The 17,165-nt window shown below is 64.9% G+C and carries 13 protein-coding genes; 12 read left to right on the top strand and 1 reads right to left on the bottom strand.

Going from position 1 to position 17,165, the window contains the following annotated elements:
* Nucleotides 1-200: 200 nt before the first annotated feature.
* From FHW75_RS06785 to FHW75_RS06775, 3 genes are read left to right on the top strand one after another with little or no spacing between them, the layout of a single operon-like run.
* Complete coding sequence (locus FHW75_RS06785; protein ID WP_025754519.1) at nucleotides 201-866, top strand: ABC transporter ATP-binding protein; 666 nt, start codon at nucleotides 201-203, stop codon at nucleotides 864-866.
* Complete coding sequence (locus FHW75_RS06780; RefSeq protein WP_183673377.1) at nucleotides 866-3,310, top strand: FtsX-like permease family protein; 2,445 nt, start codon at nucleotides 866-868, stop codon at nucleotides 3,308-3,310. Before FHW75_RS06785 ends, FHW75_RS06780 begins: the two co-directional genes overlap by 1 nt.
* Entirely contained in the window at nucleotides 3,300-4,355 is a 1,056-nt protein-coding gene (locus tag FHW75_RS06775) for a lipocalin-like domain-containing protein (protein WP_183673375.1), read from the top strand. Before FHW75_RS06780 ends, FHW75_RS06775 begins: the two co-directional genes overlap by 11 nt.
* 11 nt (nucleotides 4,356-4,366) lie before the next feature.
* On the opposite strand, the gene FHW75_RS06770 is transcribed toward FHW75_RS06775, so the two are convergent.
* Nucleotides 4,367-5,113 (bottom strand): enoyl-CoA hydratase-related protein, encoded by a 747-nt coding sequence (locus FHW75_RS06770; RefSeq protein ID WP_183673373.1) that lies wholly within the window; start codon nucleotides 5,111-5,113, stop codon nucleotides 4,367-4,369.
* A 103-nt stretch (nucleotides 5,114-5,216) separates the two neighbouring features.
* Between FHW75_RS06770 and FHW75_RS06765 the strand changes: the two genes are divergently transcribed.
* The 9 genes from FHW75_RS06765 to FHW75_RS06725 all read left to right on the top strand — a co-directional run bounded on the left by FHW75_RS06765 (nucleotide 5,217) and on the right by FHW75_RS06725 (nucleotide 17,159).
* Nucleotides 5,217-5,861 (top strand): TetR family transcriptional regulator C-terminal domain-containing protein, encoded by a 645-nt coding sequence (locus FHW75_RS06765; RefSeq protein ID WP_016715657.1) that lies wholly within the window; start codon nucleotides 5,217-5,219, stop codon nucleotides 5,859-5,861.
* 72 nt (nucleotides 5,862-5,933) lie between these two features.
* Nucleotides 5,934-6,650 carry a response regulator gene (locus FHW75_RS06760; protein ID WP_016715658.1) on the top strand — a complete coding sequence of 239 codons (717 nt, stop codon included), beginning with the start codon at nucleotides 5,934-5,936 and terminating at the stop codon, nucleotides 6,648-6,650.
* Entirely contained in the window at nucleotides 6,647-7,423 is a 777-nt protein-coding gene (locus FHW75_RS06755) for an ABC transporter substrate-binding protein (protein ID WP_183673371.1), read from the top strand. Before FHW75_RS06760 ends, FHW75_RS06755 begins: the two co-directional genes overlap by 4 nt.
* On the top strand, nucleotides 7,420-9,672 hold the full coding sequence (locus FHW75_RS06750; RefSeq protein WP_084297149.1) for an ATP-binding protein: 2,253 nt from the start codon (nucleotides 7,420-7,422) through the stop codon (nucleotides 9,670-9,672). Before FHW75_RS06755 ends, FHW75_RS06750 begins: the two co-directional genes overlap by 4 nt.
* Before the next feature lie 196 nt (nucleotides 9,673-9,868).
* Nucleotides 9,869-11,275, top strand: coding sequence for an amino acid permease (locus FHW75_RS06745; protein ID WP_016715661.1), 1,407 nt, complete (start codon nucleotides 9,869-9,871; stop codon nucleotides 11,273-11,275).
* A 160-nt stretch (nucleotides 11,276-11,435) separates the two neighbouring features.
* Nucleotides 11,436-12,230: an enoyl-CoA hydratase/isomerase family protein gene (locus tag FHW75_RS06740; RefSeq protein WP_183673369.1), complete on the top strand. Its 795-nt coding sequence runs from the start codon at nucleotides 11,436-11,438 to the stop codon at nucleotides 12,228-12,230.
* A 32-nt stretch (nucleotides 12,231-12,262) separates the two neighbouring features.
* The gene (locus FHW75_RS06735) at nucleotides 12,263-13,423 is read left to right on the top strand and encodes an acyl-CoA dehydrogenase family protein (RefSeq protein ID WP_027609074.1); all 1,161 of its coding nucleotides are present in this window, start codon (nucleotides 12,263-12,265) and stop codon (nucleotides 13,421-13,423) included.
* An 18-nt stretch (nucleotides 13,424-13,441) separates the two neighbouring features.
* Entirely contained in the window at nucleotides 13,442-15,559 is a 2,118-nt protein-coding gene (locus FHW75_RS06730; RefSeq protein ID WP_025754512.1) for an acetate--CoA ligase family protein, read from the top strand.
* The gene (locus FHW75_RS06725; protein ID WP_025754511.1) at nucleotides 15,552-17,159 is read left to right on the top strand and encodes a 5-guanidino-2-oxopentanoate decarboxylase; all 1,608 of its coding nucleotides are present in this window, start codon (nucleotides 15,552-15,554) and stop codon (nucleotides 17,157-17,159) included. The genes FHW75_RS06730 and FHW75_RS06725 overlap by 8 nt, the downstream gene beginning before the upstream one ends.
* Nucleotides 17,160-17,165 lie beyond the last annotated feature (6 nt).

Raw genomic sequence — 17,165 nt, 5'->3', positions numbered from 1 at the left:
ATCCATTAGAGCCATTCGCCTCACGCGCGGTCAATGGTTTGCGCGGTTATTTATAAGGTTTTGGGCGATTATCGGATTTTATGGATCCACTAATAGGAATTTTGATCACGGCTCGGGATTGAGCAGGGTGTTTTAATGGCTGGGAAACGGCCTGAACCTGCTATTCCTAAACAAACCCCACAACCCACCAAGGCCCCTCGATGCTCGCCATCGAACAGCTCCACAAATCATTCCGCACCCCCCAAGGCCCGCTGCCTGTGCTGCAGGGCGTCAACCTGCGCCTGGCGCGCGGCAGCAGCTTGGCATTGATGGGCGAATCGGGCAGCGGCAAGAGCACCTTGTTGCACCTGGTTGCCGGCCTGGACCGCGCCGACAGTGGTCGGATCCTGATTGATGGCACGCCGCTCGACAGCCGTTCAGAGTCATCGTTGGCGCAGTGGCGGCGGCAGGGCATTGGCCTGGTGTTCCAACAATACAATTTGATCAGCAGCCTGGACGTGGCGACGAACCTTGCATTCCAGGCAAGGCTCGCCGGCCGGCATGACCCGCAATGGGTGGCCTACCTGGCAGAACGCCTGGGCCTGGCAGGTTTGCTCGCGCGCTATCCGGAACAGTTGTCTGGCGGCCAGCAACAGCGGGTTGCCATTGGCCGTGCGCTGGCCGGGCGGCCGACGTGGCTGCTGGCCGACGAGCCTACCGGCAGCCTTGACGAAGCCAGCAGCGATGAGGTGCTGAACCTGCTGCTGCAACTGGTCGCCGAGGCCGGCAGTGGTGTGCTGATGGTGACCCATAGCCCGCGGCTGGCGGCACGCTTGCAGCAGCGTTGCTACCTGCAGGCCGGCCGCGTTCAGCCAGAGCACGGGTGATGAGGCTCTTGTCGCTGGCCCTGTTGGCGTTGCTCAGCCATTGGCGGCGCCATCGGGTGCAGTTTGTCAGCATCTTCACCGGGCTGTGGCTGGCCACGGCCTTGTGGACGGGCGTACAGGCACTGAACAGCCAGGCCCGCAGCGACTATGCCCGGGCCAGTGCCGTGCTGGCCGGGCCGATGCAGGCGCAGTTTGTACCGCGCAAGGGTGAGCATTTCGATCAGAAGCTGTACGTGCAGTTGCGCAAGCAGGGGTGGCAGGTGACACCCGTGCTGGAAGGGCGTTTGCGCTTATCGGGTGAGCCTGTGCGCAGTGTGCGGCTGATCGGCATCGATCCTTTGAGCCTACCGCCGACCAGCAGCATTGCCGGCGTGCAGCCCCAAGCATTCGACCTGCAGGCATTTATCGGCACACCCGGGCAAGCCTGGGTAGGGCCGGATACGTTGCGCCAATGGGGCGAAGGTTCAATGCGCGACAGCGAAGGGCAACCGCTTCCCCCCGTGGTCCTGCAACCTGCGCTGGCGCCCGGCATCATGGTCGTCGACATCGGCCATGCCCAACGCCTGCTGCACGCACCCGGGCAGTTGTCGCGGTTGCTGGTGGCCGGCAAGCCAGGGCCGTTGCCTGCTGATATCGCGGCCCTGCTCGAACTGCAACCTCAGCAGGACGACGACGGATTGCAGCGGCTGACCGACAGTTTTCACCTTAACCTGACCGCCCTTGGCCTGCTGGCGTTCGTTGTTGGCCTGTTCATCGCCCACGCCGCCATCGGGCTGGCGCTGGAGCAGCGGCGAGGCCTGATACGTAACCTGCGCGCCTGTGGGGTCAGCTTGAACACGCTGCTGGGTGCATTGGTGTTGGAGCTGGGCCTGTTCGCACTGCTGGGCGGGCTGGCAGGTGTGGCCAGTGGGTATGTACTGGCCGCGTGGTTGTTGCCTGATGTGGCTGCCAGTTTGCGCGGCCTGTATGGCGCCCAGGTGGCCGGCACGCTGAGCCTGCCCGCAGGGTGGTGGCTGGCGGGTGTACTGGTGAGTGTGCTGGGGGCATTGCTGGCAGGGCTGGGTAGCGTGTTGCGTGCAGCCCGGCTGCCATTGCTGGCGCTGGCGCAGCCTCAGGCCTGGCGGCTGGCACAGGGGTTGTGGTCAAGGCGCCAGGCTTGCGCAGCAGGCTTGCTGTTGCTGCTGGCCTTGGGGTTTGGCGTGTTGGGTAACAGCCTGGCTTGCGCGTTTGCCATGCTGGCGGGGTTGTTGCTGGCGTCGGCACTCCTGTTGCCCGCCTTGCTCGACCACGGGCTTGGCGGGTTGACGCGGTTTTGTCGGCGGCCCTTGGCGCAATGGTTCGTGGCCGACAGCCGCCAGCAAATGCCGGCCCTGAGCCTGGCGCTCATGGCGTTGTTGCTGGCGCTGGCGGCCAGTGTCGGCGTGGGCAGCATGACCGAAGGCTTTCGCAAGACGTTCGTTGGCTGGCTGGACATGCGTCTGTCTGCCGACCTGTATGTCACCCCCAGGGATACCGAACAAGGGTTGCAAATTGCCGAATGGCTTGGCCAGCAATCTGCGGTCATCGCAGTGCTGCCTGGCTGGCGTGTTGAAACCCGGTTGCAGGGGTGGCCAGTGCAGGTCCAGGGTATTGTCGATCACCCCCTCTACCTCAAACGTTGGCCGTTGCTTGAGCAGCAGCCGCGCGCCTGGGAGCAACTGTCCAGTGGGCAGGCCGTGATGCTCAGTGAACAATTGGCCAGGCGCTTGAAGCTGCACTTGGGTGACCGCCTTGCGCTGTCTTCGCAGGCCATGACGGTGGTCGGGGTCTATGCCGACTACGGCAACCCCAAAGGCCATGTGCTGGTGAATGCCGGCTGGTTGCGTTCGCATTGGCCACAGGCGACGCTGACGGGGTTGAGTGTTGACCTGCACACCGACCAAGTGCCCGTCACCAAGGCCGCGTTGCAACAGCACTTCGCCCTGGACGACAGCCGCGTGGTGGAGCAGGTACGCCTGAAAAGCTGGTCTACCGAGGTGTTCAACCGCACCTTCGCCGCCACCGCCGCACTCAACAGCCTCACCCTGGGTGTGGCCGGGGTGGCGTTGTTCATCAACCTGCTGACGTTGGGCCAAACCCGGCTCGGCCAGTCGGCACCACTGTGGGCGCTGGGCGTGCAACGCAGACAACTGGTGTGGCTGAGCCTGGGGCAAACGCTGATGCTAAGCAGTTTCACGGTATTGCTGGCCATTCCGCTGGGGGTGTTACTGGCATGGTGCCTGGTGGCGGTCGTCAATGTGCAGGCGTTTGGCTGGCGTTTGCCGCTCTACGTGTTTCCTGCGCAACTGCTGCAACTGGCTGTGCTGGGCCTGTTGACCAGCCTGCTGGCCAGCGCCTGGCCGCTGTGGCAACTGGCGCGCCGCCAGCCCCGCGAACTGTTGAGGCCGTTTGCCGATGAAGCGTAGTGCGTGGTTGTTGCTGTGCGGCCTGCTGTGCGCTTGTGATCAACCGGCGCCACAAGGCTATGCCGGGCTTGGGCAGCAGGCAGTCGGGTTCAGCCAGGTAACCCGCGGGCATCACTTGGCGTTCCCTCGTGACCACGGGCCTCATGAGGGATTTCGCATCGAGTGGTGGTATGTCACCGCCAACCTCAAGGACGCCCAGGGGCGCGACTGGGGCGCGCAGTGGACGCTGTTCCGCTCGGCACTGCGCCCCGGCCCGGAAACCGCTGACTGGAACAGCCCGAACCTGTGGATGGGGCACGCGGCTTTGACCGGCCCGGGTGGGCATCGGTCTGGCGAAACCCTGGCGCGCGGTGGTATCGGCCAGGCCGGCGTGCAGGCCCAGCCGTTTCGGGCGTGGATCAATGACTGGGCGTTGCAGGGCAGGGGAGGTATCGAAAGCCTGCGAATGGTCGCAGGTGGCGAAGGTTTTCACTATGACTTGCTCCTGCGCAGTGACCGGCCCTTGGTGCTGCACGGCGATCAGGGTTACAGCGAAAAATCCGGCAAGGGACAGGCTTCCTATTATTACAGCCAGCCGTTTTACCGCGTGCAGGGGGAGGTGGAGCGTGACGGCTTGTGCATGGCTGTCACTGGCCAAGCCTGGCTGGACCGGGAATGGAGCAGCCAGCCGCTGGCTGCCGGGCAGACTGGGTGGGACTGGTTTTCCCTGCATCTGGACAGTGGTGCCAAGCTGATGCTGTTCCAGGTGCGCGAGGCGCAGGGTGAGGTGTATCGCGCCGGGACCTGGGTGGGGCCGCAGGGTGACGTCGTGGCGCTTCATGGGGAGCAGATCCAGATGCAGGCGCTTGCTTCGGTGACTCAGAAAAATGACAAGCAGGTGCCAACGCGCTGGCGGGTGCGGGTACCCGCGCACGGGGTAGATATACACGTGGATGCAGTGGAACCGCAGGCGTGGATGGATACGCGGTTTGGGTATTGGGAAGGGCCGGTGCGGTTGACGGGAAGTGCGGGTGGGCGTGGGTATCTGGAGATGACCGGATACTAGCCTCAGCCCATTCAATCCTTGATCAGGCCCCTTAACACGGTCCGGGCTTCCTCGGTACGCAAACAGTCGATAAACAACCGGCTCTCCCGCGCCACCGTCGCCTCCAGCTCGGCGCGCTGGCTGTCCTTGAGCAGCCGCTTGCTGATGCGCAGCGCCGCCTGCGGGTAGCCCTGCAGCTGCCGCGCCAGCGTGCGGGCTGCGGCCAGGCATTGTTCGCCATCCTCATGCAGCTCGTTGGCCAGCCCCCAAGCCACCATCTGTTCGCCATTGATCCCTTCATTGCCCAGCAGCAAGCGGGCTGCACGGGCCTGGCCAAGCAAGCGAGGCAGCAGCAGGCTGGAGCCAAACTCCGGGCACACCCCCAGTGGCGCGAACGGCATGCGCAGCTTGGTCGAACGGCTGACAAGTACCTGGTCGCAATGCAACAGCAAGGTGGCACCAATGCCGATGGCCGCGCCACTGACTGCCGCGATCAGCGGCTTGTCCAGGCCCATCACCACCCGCATCAGGCGAAATACCGGGCTGTTCAGATCACCGGGCGGGTTGTCGAGAAAATCGCGCAGGTCGTTGCCCGCAGTGAAGCACTGCGGCCCACCGGTGATGATGATTGCCTCTACGTTCGGGTCTTCACTGGCCGCCAACAACAGGTCGCCCAGCTGCTGGTACATGGCTGTATTCAGTGCGTTGAGCTTGTCGGGGCGGTTGAAGGCCAGGGTCAGCAGGCCCTGGTCCAGGTCGCGTATGATCAGGTCGTTCATGGCAGCCGCTTTTGTTGTTGTAGGCAGGAGAGCCAAGGGTTTATCACGCACGCCGGCTTGTTGTACAGTCGTTCAGTCCAGCCCCCCGAACCGAGAGCCGCCCATGAACCAGGAAGCCCGCTACCACCGCATGCTGCCGGAATTGCGCAAAGCCAACCTGGTCGAGGCGACCTTGGTGTGCCTCAAGCGCCATGGCTTCCAGGGGGCTTCGATCCGCAAGATCTCGGCCGAGGCCGGGGTTTCGGTAGGGCTGATCAGCCACCACTACGCCGGCAAGGACGAACTGGTGGCCGAGGCCTACCTGGCGGTTACCGGGCGGGTGATGGGCCTGTTGCGTGAAGCCATGGCCCAGGCCGCGCCCAATGCCCGCGAGCGGTTGTCGGCGTTTTTCCGCGCTTCGTTCTGCGCAGAGTTGCTCGACCCGCAACTGCTTGACGCCTGGCTGGCGTTCTGGGGCGCGGTCAAGACAGCTGATGCAATCAACCAGGTGCACGACCATTCCTATGGCGAGTACCGCAAGGAGCTGAGCCAGCTGCTGGCCTCGCTCGCCAGAGACGAGGGCTGGCAGGGCTTCGATGCCGACCTCGCCGCCATCAGCCTCAGCGCCTTGCTGGACGGCCTGTGGCTGGAGTCGGGGCTCAACCCCGGCACCTTCACGCCCGAGCAGGGCGTGATTATCTGCGAAGCCTGGGTCGATGGCCTGCAAGCCGGTGGTCGGCGCCGTTTCAGCCTGCCCGAGGGCTGTTGATCGCCTGTTCAGTAACGAGTACGCTGCTGGCGCGAGTGTGTAGAACAACACCAATAAAAAGAGACGACACGCATGACGCCTCGGGTATTGATCGTCGATGACGATCCGCTTATTCGTGACTTGCTGCAGGCCTATCTTTCCCAGGAAGGCTACGACGTACACTGCGCTGATACGGCAGAAAAAGCCGAAGCCCTGCTCGGCAGCCAGGATGTCGACCTGGTGCTGCTGGATATCCGCCTGCCCGGCAAGGACGGCCTCACCCTGACCCGCGAGCTGCGGGTGCGCTCGGAGGTGGGCATCATCCTCATCACAGGGCGCAACGACGACATCGACCGCATCGTCGGCCTGGAATGCGGTGCCGATGACTACGTCATCAAACCGCTCAACCCCCGTGAGCTGGTGTCGCGCGCCAAAAACCTGATCCGCCGCGTGCGCCATGCTCGCGAAGTGCATCCCGTGCCGGCCTGTGCGCAGTCGCTGAAGCAGTTTGCCGACTGGGCGCTGGACACCGACCGTCGCCGCCTGATTGACGCGCGCGGGGGGCAAACCCTGCTCACCCACGGTGAATTCCAGTTGCTCAGCGTGTTTCTACGCAACAGCGGCCATACCCTCAGCCGTGACCAGTTGATGGACCAGATTCGCAACCGTGAGTGGGTGCCCAACGACCGCTCCATCGACGTGCTGGTCGGCCGCTTGCGGCGCAAGCTGCACGACGACCCGGCCGAGCCGCAACTGATCATCACCATCCACGGTACCGGCTACCTGTTCACCGCCAGCGTGGCCGCATGACCCCCCGCGCCCTGGGGGTGGCGCTGGTGATGCTCGCCGCGCACGCTGGTGCGGCCGAGACGGTGCGCTATTGTGACTACCCGGTGTACCCGCCGATCTCCTGGAGCGATGGCCACCAGGTGCGCGGCCTGGCGCCGACCGTGGTGCGCGAGCTGTTCACCCGCATGGGCTACGACGTGCAGACGGTGGTGCTGGGCAACTGGAAGCGCTGCCTGATGGACGCCGCCGCCGGGCGGGTGGACGTGGTACTGGCCTACAACAGCGACCAGCGTGACCAGCGCATGCGTTTTTCCACCGAGCCGGTGGTACGCGAAGAGGTGGCGGTGTTCTACAACCGCCTTCGGCCGGTTCGGTTCCAGCGCGTGGAGGACCTTGCGGGCTACCGTGGCGGCCTGCTGTACGGTGAAAGCTACGGCGCCGAATTCGATCGCTTCGTGGCCCGCCACCAGAACATCGAGCGGGTGTCTTCCAGCCAGCAGAACTTCGGCAAGCTGATCCGTGGGCGCATCGATTATGTGATCCAGGAGCGGCGCACCGGCCAACTGTTCATCGAGCACCTGCCCGGGGCGCAGGATATCCGCGTATTGCCCAGCGCCCTGAGCGTGGACTACCTGCGCGTTGCGGTATCGCGGCGATCACCCCTGAGCCGGCACATGGACGAAATCGACGCGCAGTTGCAGCGTATGAACCAGGCCGGAGAGATCGCGCGCTGGCTGGAGCAGAGCGAAGTCACCTACAGGGACATGGTCAACCTGCCGGCGGATGCCCGATGATCCCGCTGCGCGCTGACGGCCTGCTGCGCCGCCTGTTGCTGTTCATCCTGTTGTTCAGCCTTTGCTTTACCGTGCTGGCCAGCGGGGTGCAGCTGTACTTCGAGTACCGCCGCGAGATGCGCGACATTGACGCACGCATGGCGCTGATCCGTGCCGGCTACCTGGCCAGCCTGGAGCGCAGCTTGTGGGACCTGGACGAAGCGCAACTGGACACCCAGCTGCGCGGCCTGGTGGACTTTTCCGATGTGGCCCGGGTGCGCCTGGTCAGCGACGACTTCCAACTGCAGAGAGGGGCGGCCGAGCCCAAAGGGCCGCTGCGTGTCGAGCGCTTCCCGCTCGACTTTCAGCCCCCTTCGGGGCCTGCCAGGCACCTGGGTGAGCTGGAAGTGACCATTGACTTGGGGGCAGTGCATCAGCGGCTGTATGCCACCGGCTTGACCAGCCTGCTGTGGATGGGTGTGTTTTTGTGCGGGTTGGCGGTGGCGCTGTCGGGGCTTTTCTACCGACTGGTCACTCGCCACCTGCAAGTGATGGCCGAGTTCGCTCGCCGTATTGGCGCCGGCCAGTGGCAAGAGCCGCTGCGCCTGGGCCGCCGTCCTTCATCGCGCCCGGATGAAATCGACACGGTGGCCAATGCCTTGGACGATATGCGCCGCGCCATCCTCAGCGATATCGAGCGCCGCGAGCGTGATCGGCTTGAACTGCAGGACAAGCGCGACGAACTGCAGGCCATGGTCGAGCGGCGTACGGCCAGCCTGGCTCGGGCCAAGGACGAGGCCGAGGCTGCCAACCTGGCCAAGTCGCGCTTTCTGGCGACCATGAGCCATGAGCTGCGTACGCCGCTTAACGGCATTCTGGGCATGGCTGAATTGTTGCGCGGCGCGCGGCTGGAGTTGCCTGACCGTCAGCGCGTCGAGGCCTTGTACAAGGCCGGCGAGGGGCTGCTGGCGATTCTCAACGAAGTGCTGTATTTCGCCCGGCTCGAAGAAGGCGAGAGCCGGGCCGAGCTGGTGGGTTTTTCCTTGCGCCAACTGTGCCAGGAAGTGTTGACGCTGCTTGAGCCCATGGCCAAGGACAACGGCGACACGTTGCACCTGCATATCGATGAGGCGTTGGCCGGGTACCAGCACGGTGCCGAGCAGTACCTGCGTCAGGTGCTCAGCAACCTGCTGGCCAATGCCATCAAGTTCACCGAGCACGGCCAGGTGCAGCTTGGGGTGAGGGTGCTTGCCAGTAGCGAGCACGCGCAGCGCTTGCGGCTGTCGGTCAGTGACAATGGCATCGGCATCGAGCCCGCCGTGCAGGCGAGAATCTTCGACCGCTTCGTCCAGGCCAGCGAGGCCGTGGCCCGTCGCTATGGTGGCACCGGCCTGGGCCTGGCGATCTGCAAGCACCTGGTGGAAAAACTGGGCGGCAGCATCGGCCTGGACAGCGTGCCGGGGCAGGGCAGTTGCTTCTGGTTCGAGCTCGAAATGGCCCGTGGGCAACCCGTGCCGGGCCGGTCACCCGCCATGCCGCCGATGCCCAGCCTGGATATTCTGGTGGTCGAAGACGTGGCATTGAACCGCGAGGTGGCGAAAGGGTTGCTACTGCGCGATGGCCATCGGGTGAGCTTTGCCGAAGACGCCGGGCAGGCCCTGCAGGTTTGCGCGCAACAGCGCTTCGACCTGATCCTGCTGGACGTACACTTGCCGGGCATGAGTGGAGTGGAACTGTGTCAGAGGCTGCGTGCCTCGCCCGGACCGAACCGCGCCAGCCGGATTCTGGCGCTGACGGCCGGTGTGCAACCGGGGCAGGTATCGGGTTATCTGGCGGCCGGCATGCAGGGGGTACTGGCCAAACCGTTGCGGTTGGAGACCCTGCGCAAGGCGTTGGCCGAAGTGGCGCCCAGCGAAGTGATTGGCACTGACGCAGACATGGACTGGTCGCTGCTGGACACCCACCGTTCGCTGCTGGGTGAGCAGAAACTGCAGGGCTTGCTGAAGGTGCTGCGCCAGTCACTGGAACAGCACGCCACGGCACTGGCCGAGGCGCTGCTGGCCCAGGACGTTACCGAAGTGCTGCACCTGGCCCATCGTTTGGCCAGCAGTTGCGACTCCCTGGGCTTTTCTGGCCTGGCCGCGCTATTGCGCTGCATTGAAGAGGCGGCCCGGCAGCACGACGAACAGGCGTTGAAGGCGCTTGGTGAGCCATTGGCAAGCCAGCTCGGCCAGGCCCGCGCCACCCTCGAACAGCTGATCCAGGGCTGACGTACAAAAAACTTACGACTTTTTACATCTTCGATCCGTTCGTACAACGGCGTCTTACATCTGTTTCCAATAATCCATGGCAACCGTGCTGTACGCGGTCCATGAGGCTTACTGGAGACAAGAACAATGACATGCGCTAGTGCTCAGCCCTTCCTTCACACCACCCCGCGCACCGGCCGCAATGGCGAGGTGCACCATGACTGACACCCACGAGAAGATCCAGCTCACCCGCGCACTGAAAAGCCGTCACATCTTCATGTTGTCGCTGGGCGGGGTGATCGGCACCGGCCTGTTCATGGGCTCGGGCGTGACCATCAACCAGGGCGGCCCGGTGGGCGCCATCCTGGCCTACCTGGTGGCAGGCTTGCTGATGTATCTGGTGATGGTCTGCCTGGGCGAGCTGTCGGTGCAGATGCCGGTGTCCGGCTCGTTTCAGGCCCACGCCACCAAGTTCATTGGCCCCGCCACCGGCTTCATGATCGGCTGGGTGTACTGGATGAGCTGGGCCACTACTGTGGGCCTGGAGTTCACCGCCGCCGGCATGCTGATGACCCGTTGGTTCCCCGAGGTTCCGATCTGGTACTGGTCGGCGCTGTTCGTGGTCGTGCTGTTCGGCCTCAACGCCTTGGCCACCCGCGCTTTTGGCGAGGCGGAGTACTGGTTCTCGGGCATCAAGGTGGCGACCATCCTCGGTTTCATTGTCATTGGCCTGTTGGTGATTTTCGGCGCCATCCCGCTGAGCAGCGGGGCACCGGCACCGATGCTGGACAACCTGGTGGGCGAGTCGCTGTTCCCACACGGCCTGTCGGCGGTCTTCGCCGTGATGATGACCGTGGTCTATGCCTTCCAGGGGTGTGAAATCATGGGCGTGGCCGCCGGTGAGACCGAGCACCCGGAAAAGAGCATCCCGCGGGCCGTGCGCAACGTGGTGTTCCGTGTGCTGATCTTCTATGTGCTGGCGATTGCCGTGCTGTCGGCCATCGTGCCGTACGAGCAGGCTGGCTTGATGGAAAGCCCGTTCGTGCAGGTGTTCGACATGGTCGGCATCCCTTACGCCGCCGACCTGATGAACTTCGTCATCCTTACCGCCATCCTGTCGGTGGGCAACTCCGGGCTGTATGCGTCCACACGCATTCTGTGGGCCATGTCCAAAAGCGGCATGGCGCCGAAAAGTCTCTCGCCGCTGAGCAAGCGTGGTGTACCGCTGCGGGCGCTGAGCATCACCCTGTGCTTTGCGTTGATCTCGTTGATGACCAGCTTCATTGCCGCCGACACCCTGTTCATGGTGCTGATGGCGGTGAGCGGCATGTCCGGCACCGTGACCTGGATCGTCATTGCCCTGGCGCAATACCGCTTCCGCAGAGCCTACCTGCGTGAAGGTGGGCAACTGCAAGGCTTGAAGTACAGGGCGCCGCTGTACCCGCTGGTGCCGCTGCTGTGCATCACCTTGTGCAGTTCGCTGTTCGTGTTCCTGGCGCTGGATGAAACCCAGCGGCCGTCGCTGTACTGGGGCTTTGGCTTCATTGCCCTGTGCTATGCGGCGTATTTCTTTGTAAATCGTCGTCGGCAAGGGGCCCTGGCACCCAGCGCGCCCGGCGTCTGAACCGACAGCCCATGCCGCACACCCCCTGCAATAGCAGGGGGTGTGTAACGTCGAAGACCAAGTTGTGCGAAGTTGTAACAGCCCATCCCGCCTTGTTGAACACTCGTTTAGTATCTCCCTCGTCAGCCCCTCAAATAGACACAACAATACCGAGGCCTACATGACCACCCCGTCGTCGTCTCTGTTGAGCAAGGTCGAAACCGGCGTTGCCTGGATCACCCTCAACCGCCCAGAGCAGCGCAACGCGCTGGATATCCCCACCCTCAAGCAGCTGCACGCCTTGCTCGACAGCCACAACGGCGACCCGGCCGTACGCGTGGTGGTATTGACTGGCAGCGGCCGCAGCTTCTGCGCCGGTGCCGACCTGGCCGAGTGGGCCGCCGCCGAGGCTGCAGGTACCCTGGAAACCTATGGCTGGACCGAAACCGCCCACGCCCTGATGTTGCGCTTGCACAGCCTCGACAAACCCACCCTCGCTGCCATCAACGGCACCGCCGTGGGCGGGGGCATGGACCTCAGCCTGTGCTGCGACCTGCGTATCGCCGCCGCCTCGGCGCGTTTCAAGGCCGGTTACACCAGCATGGGCTACAGCCCCGATGCCGGCGCCAGCTGGCACCTGCCTCGGCTGATCGGCAGCGGACAGGCCAAGCGCCTGTTGTTCCTCGATGAACTGTGGGGCGCCGAACGCGCCCTGGCAGCCGGGCTGGTCAGCGAAGTGTGCCCTGACGAACAACTGCCCGCCGTAGCCGCCGAACTGGCCGGGCGCCTGGCCAACGGCCCGACATTCGCCTACGCGCAAACCAAGCGGCTTATACGCGATGGCGCCCGGCGCACCCTGGCCGAACAGCTGGAAGCCGAGCGCCACGCCGGCCTGCTGTGTGGCCGTAGCCAGGACGGCGCCGAGGCGCTGCAAGCTTCGGTTGAACGTCGCGCCCCCCGTTTCACCGGCCAGTAACCTGATACCGACCCTGACCAGGACCTTCGCAGATGAATTTCCAACTGACCCAAGAACAAGAAATGTTGGTGGAAGCGGTACGCAGCTTTGTTGCCAAAGAGCTGCTGCCCCATGAGGAAGCGGTGGACCGAGCCGATGCCGTGTCTCCGGAACTGGCCGCGCACATCCGTGGCAAGGCCATCGGCGCCGGGTTCTACGCGTTCAACATGCCGGAGGAGGTGGGCGGCGGCGGCCTGGACTACCTGTCCCAGGCGCTGATCGAACGCGAGTTGTCCAAGGTGTCCTGGGCGCTGCATGTGTTCGTTGCCCGGCCGTCGAAAATCCTCATGGCCTGCAAGGACGAGCAGATCAACGACTACCTGCTGCCCTGCGTACAGGGCGAGAAAACCGATTGCTTCGCCCTCACCGAGCCGGGGGCCGGCTCTGATGCCAACGCCATCAAGACCCGCGCCGTGCGCCAGGGCGATGACTTTGTCATCAATGGCAGCAAGCACTTCATCAGCCACGCGGGCCATGCCGACTTCGCCATTGTCTTTGCCGTCACTGACACCTACGAGCACAACGGGCGCAAGCGCAACGCGGTCACGGCCTTCCTGGTCGACCGTGGTACGCCGGGCATGACCATCCGCCGTGGCCCCAAGTGCGTGAGCAACCGCGGCTATCACACTTATGAGCTGTTCTTCGACGATTGCCGGGTACCGGCCAGCAAGGTGCTGGGTGAAGTCGACAAAGGCTGGGAAGTAGCCAACGCCTGGCTCACCGCCGGCCGGGTGATGGTTGCCGCCAACTGCGTAGGCCAGGCCCAGCGCGCCCTCGACCTGTCGCTGCAATGGGCCGCCGACCGCAAGCAGTTCGGCCAGGCCATTGGCAGCTATCAAGGTGTGTCGTTCAAGCTGGCCGACATGGCCACGCAGATCCGCGCTGCCGAAATGCTCACCCTGCACACTGCCTGGAAGATGGACCAGGGCAGCATGACCGATGGCGAGGCTGGCATGGCCAAATTGTTCGCCAGTGAAGTGCTGGGCAAGGTGGCCGACGAAGCCGTGCAGATCTTCGGCGGCATGGGCCTGATGGATGAAGGGCCGGTCGAGCGCATCTGGCGCAATGCGCGCATCGAGCGCATCTGGGAGGGCACCTCGGAAATCCAGCGGCACATCATCGCCCGTGAACTGCTGCGCCCGCTGCTGCGCTGACCGGCCTGGAGAACGCACATGTCGCAATCGATTCGTGACAACCTCAAGCGCCTGCTGGCGCCCCGGCACCTGGCCTTCGTTGGTGGGCGCAGCATGGCGCGGGCGCTCAAGCGCTGCGCGGAAGGGGGCTTTGGTGGCGAGCTGTGGCTGGTCAACCCGCAGCACGAAAGCCTGGAGGGCATCCCTTGCGTAGCGCGGGTGGCCGACTTGCCCTATGCCCCGGACGCGGTGTTCATCGCCACCAACCGCGAGCGGACGTTGCAGTGTGTGGCCGAGTTGGCTGCACGCGGGGCCGGCGGCGCCATCTGCTATGCTTCGGGCTTTGCCGAGTGTGGCGAGGAGGGCCGCCAGTTGCAGCAGTGCCTGCTTGACGCTGCTGGCGACATGGCCTTGCTCGGCCCCAACTGCTACGGCCTGCTCGACTACCTGCACGGGGCCGCCCTGTGGCCGGTGGCCCATGGCGGTAAACAGGTGGAGAAGGGCGTGGCGATTCTCACCCAAAGCGGTAACTTCGCCTACAACCTGTCCATGAGCGACCGCTCGCTACCGGTGGCCTACATGGCCTCGGTCGGTAACCAGGCGCAACTGGGTGTGGCCGAGTTGATGGACGTGCTGCTTGACGACCCACGGGTAACGGCGATCGGCCTGCATCTGGAAGGCCTGAAAAACGTGCAGGGCTTCGCGCGCGCCGCTCACAAAGCGCTGCAACAGGGCACGCCGATCATTGCCTTGAAAACGGGCGTGTCGCAAATCGGTGCTGAACTGGCGCTCAGCCACACCAGCTCGTTGTCCGGCTCCGATGCCTTGTACGACAGCCTGTTCCAGCGCTTGGGGGTGATCCGTGTCAGTGGCCCGGTCAGCTTTGTCGAAACCCTCAAGGCCGCCGCTTGCGGGCACTTGCCGGCAGACGGCGAGCTGATCGCACTGGCTTGCTCAGGCGGTGATGCCGGGCTGATTGCCGACTATGCCGAGCGAAACCGGTTGAACCTTCCAACGCTTGAACCAGAGCAGGTGACGGCACTGACCTGCGTGCTGCCAGCCTATGCCAACCTGGTCAACCCGCTGGATTTCACCACGGCCATCTGGGGCGATGAAGCGGCCCTGCAGTGCATGCTCGATAGCACCCTGAGCGGGCCGGCCGGTGCTGCCATGCTGGTGCTGGATTACCCGGCGGCCTTTACCGGCGAGCGCAAGGAATGCGACCTGCTGCTAAGGCTTTACTGCGATGCGCTGGAGCGCCATGGCAAGATCGGCTTCGTTACCTCGGCCTTCCCCGAGCTGCTGCCCGCCAGCGCGCGTGAGCGCCTGCATGCGCGCGGCATCGCTGCCTTGCAGGGCGTGGAAGACGGCCTGGCTGCGTGGGGCTGCATCGTCGGTTACCAACGCAACCGCCAGCGGCTGCTGGAGCAGGGCGAGGCCGCACGCGTACCGTTGTGCCCGCAGGCGCTCACGGGCGAAAACCGGTTGCTGGATGAATGGCAATCCAAGCAAGCGCTGCGCGCCTTTGGCTTGCCGGTGCCAGCGGGTGTACTGAGCACGCCCGAACGCGCCGTGGCAGACGCCGCACGTGTGGGTTACCCGCTGGTGCTGAAGGCCGTCAGCGCGCAGTTGCCACACAAGACTGAGGCCGGTGCGGTGGCGCTGAATCTGCGCGATGCTGCTGCCCTGGAAGCCGCACTGGTGCAGATGCGCCAGCGCATCGCCGCCTACGCCCCGCACGTAGCATTCGACCAGGTACTGCTCGAACCCATGGCCGAGCCGCCGCTGGCCGAGCTGATCGTCGGCATCAAGCGTGAACACGACTTCGCCCTGGCGCTGGTGATGGGGGCCGGAGGCGTGTTGGTCGAACTGCTCAAAGACAGCGTCAGCCTGTTGCTGCCCACCACCGACAGCGCCATCCGTGCCGCACTGCTGAGCCTGCGCAGCGCCAGCCTGCTGCAAGGCTTCCGTGGTCGCCCGGCCGCCGACCTCGACGCGCTGGTTGCAGCCATCCGCGCGGTGGCCGACTACGCCTGCGAAAACGCCGGGCACCTGCTGGAACTGGATGTGAACCCATTGATGGTGGGGGCCCGTGGCACCACTGCGGTCGACGCGTTGATCCGCCTCGGCCAGGCGCAAGGAGAACGACATGAATAACCACAGCATGACTGCCGGCCAGGCGCTGGTACGGCTGTTGGCCAATTACGGCGTGGAAACCGTGTTCGGCATCCCCGGCGTGCATACCCTGGAGCTTTACCGTGGCCTGCCGGGCAGTGGCATCCGCCATGTGCTGACCCGGCATGAGCAGGGCGCCGGTTTCATGGCCGACGGCTACGCGCGGGTCAGTGGCAAGCCTGGGGTGTGCTTTGTCATCACCGGCCCGGGCGTGACCAACGCCGCCACCGCCATTGGCCAGGCCTATGCCGACTCTATCCCGATGCTGGTGATTTCCAGCGTCAACCACACCGCCAGCCTGGGCAAGGGCTGGGGTTGCCTGCACGAAACCCAGGACCAGCGCGCCATGACAGCGCCGATCACCGCGTTTTCTGCTGTGGCCCTGCGCGGCGAAGACCTGCCCGAGCTGATCGCCCGCGCCTGGGCAGTGTTCGACAGCGAACGGCCGCGCCCGGTGCACATTTCGGTGCCGCTGGACGTGCTGGCCGCGCCGGTAAGCCGCGACTGGAGCAATGAGGTGGTGCGTCGGCCCGGCCGTGGCCAGCCGTGCCGGGAAACCCTCGACCGGGCGGCCCTGAAGCTGGCGGCGGCCAAGCGGCCGATGATCATTGCCGGCGGGGGGGCGCTGCACGCTGCCGAGCCACTGGCGCAACTGAGCACTCGCCTGGCGGCACCGGTGTTCACCAGCGTGGCCGGCAAGGGCCTGCTGCCACCGGACGCTCCACTCAATGCCGGCTCTAGCCTGTGCGTGGAGCCCGGTTGGCAACTCATCAGCGAGGCCGATGTGGTGCTGGCCGTGGGCACCGAAATGGCCGACACCGACTTCTGGCGCGAGCGCCTGCCGATCACGGGTGAACTGCTGCGCGTGGACATCGACCCGCGCAAGTTCAACGACTTCTACCCCTGTGCCATGGCCCTGCACGGCGATGCCCGGCAAACCCTGTGCGGCTTGCTCGACCACCTGCCGGAGCTCGCCCGCGAACCGGCTCAGGCCCACGAGGCTGTGGCCAGCCTGCGCCAGGCCATCCGCAACGGGCATGCGCCACTGCAGGCCACGCACCAGGCCATTCTGGACCGCATTGCCGCGGTGCTGCCCGACAACGCTTTCATCAGCAGCGACATGACCCAGCTGGCCTACACCGGCAACTACGCCTTCGCCAGCCGGGCGCCACGCAGCTGGCTGCACCCCACCGGCTACGGCACCCTCGGCTACGGCCTGCCGGCCGGCATCGGCGGCATGCTCGCCACCGATCACCGCCCGGGCCTGGTGCTGGTGGGCGACGGCGGTTTTCTTTACACCGCCCAGGAACTGGCCACTGCGGTCGAAGAACTGGACCGCCCGCTGGTCGTACTGCTGTGGAACAATGACGCCCTCGGTCAGATCCGTGACGACATGCTCGGCCTGGACATCGAACCGGTCGGTGTACTGCCGCGCAACCCGGACTTCGTCGGCCTGGCCCGCGCCTTTGGTTGCGCGGTGCGCCAGCCGCGAGACCTGGACGCGCTGCAGGCCGACCTGGCCATTGGCTTCGCCACACCCGGCGTGACCTTTATCGAACTCAAACACACCTGTGTGCGCTAAACCGCG

Source organism: Pseudomonas sp. OG7, assembly GCF_014192825.1.
GTDB lineage: Bacteria > Pseudomonadota > Gammaproteobacteria > Pseudomonadales > Pseudomonadaceae > Aquipseudomonas > Aquipseudomonas monteilii.
This window is presented reverse-complemented; position numbering and strand designations above follow the sequence as displayed.

Excerpts from the sequence above, each read along its gene's own strand:
- FHW75_RS06725 (WP_025754511.1), top strand. The coding sequence starts at position 15,552 with ATGAATAACCACAGCATGACTGCCGGCCAGGCGCTGGTACGGCTGTTG.
- FHW75_RS06730 (WP_025754512.1), top strand. The coding sequence starts at position 13,442 with ATGTCGCAATCGATTCGTGACAACCTCAAGCGCCTGCTGGCGCCCCGG.
- FHW75_RS06760 (WP_016715658.1), top strand. The coding sequence starts at position 5,934 with ATGACGCCTCGGGTATTGATCGTCGATGACGATCCGCTTATTCGTGAC.
- FHW75_RS06780 (WP_183673377.1), top strand. The coding sequence starts at position 866 with ATGAGGCTCTTGTCGCTGGCCCTGTTGGCGTTGCTCAGCCATTGGCGG.
- FHW75_RS06770 (WP_183673373.1), bottom strand. The coding sequence starts at position 5,113 with ATGAACGACCTGATCATACGCGACCTGGACCAGGGCCTGCTGACCCTG.
- FHW75_RS06740 (WP_183673369.1), top strand. The coding sequence starts at position 11,436 with ATGACCACCCCGTCGTCGTCTCTGTTGAGCAAGGTCGAAACCGGCGTT.
- FHW75_RS06775 (WP_183673375.1), top strand. The coding sequence starts at position 3,300 with ATGAAGCGTAGTGCGTGGTTGTTGCTGTGCGGCCTGCTGTGCGCTTGT.
- FHW75_RS06765 (WP_016715657.1), top strand. The coding sequence starts at position 5,217 with ATGAACCAGGAAGCCCGCTACCACCGCATGCTGCCGGAATTGCGCAAA.
- FHW75_RS06750 (WP_084297149.1), top strand. The coding sequence starts at position 7,420 with ATGATCCCGCTGCGCGCTGACGGCCTGCTGCGCCGCCTGTTGCTGTTC.
- FHW75_RS06745 (WP_016715661.1), top strand. The coding sequence starts at position 9,869 with ATGACTGACACCCACGAGAAGATCCAGCTCACCCGCGCACTGAAAAGC.
- FHW75_RS06785 (WP_025754519.1), top strand. The coding sequence starts at position 201 with ATGCTCGCCATCGAACAGCTCCACAAATCATTCCGCACCCCCCAAGGC.
- FHW75_RS06735 (WP_027609074.1), top strand. The coding sequence starts at position 12,263 with ATGAATTTCCAACTGACCCAAGAACAAGAAATGTTGGTGGAAGCGGTA.
- FHW75_RS06755 (WP_183673371.1), top strand. The coding sequence starts at position 6,647 with ATGACCCCCCGCGCCCTGGGGGTGGCGCTGGTGATGCTCGCCGCGCAC.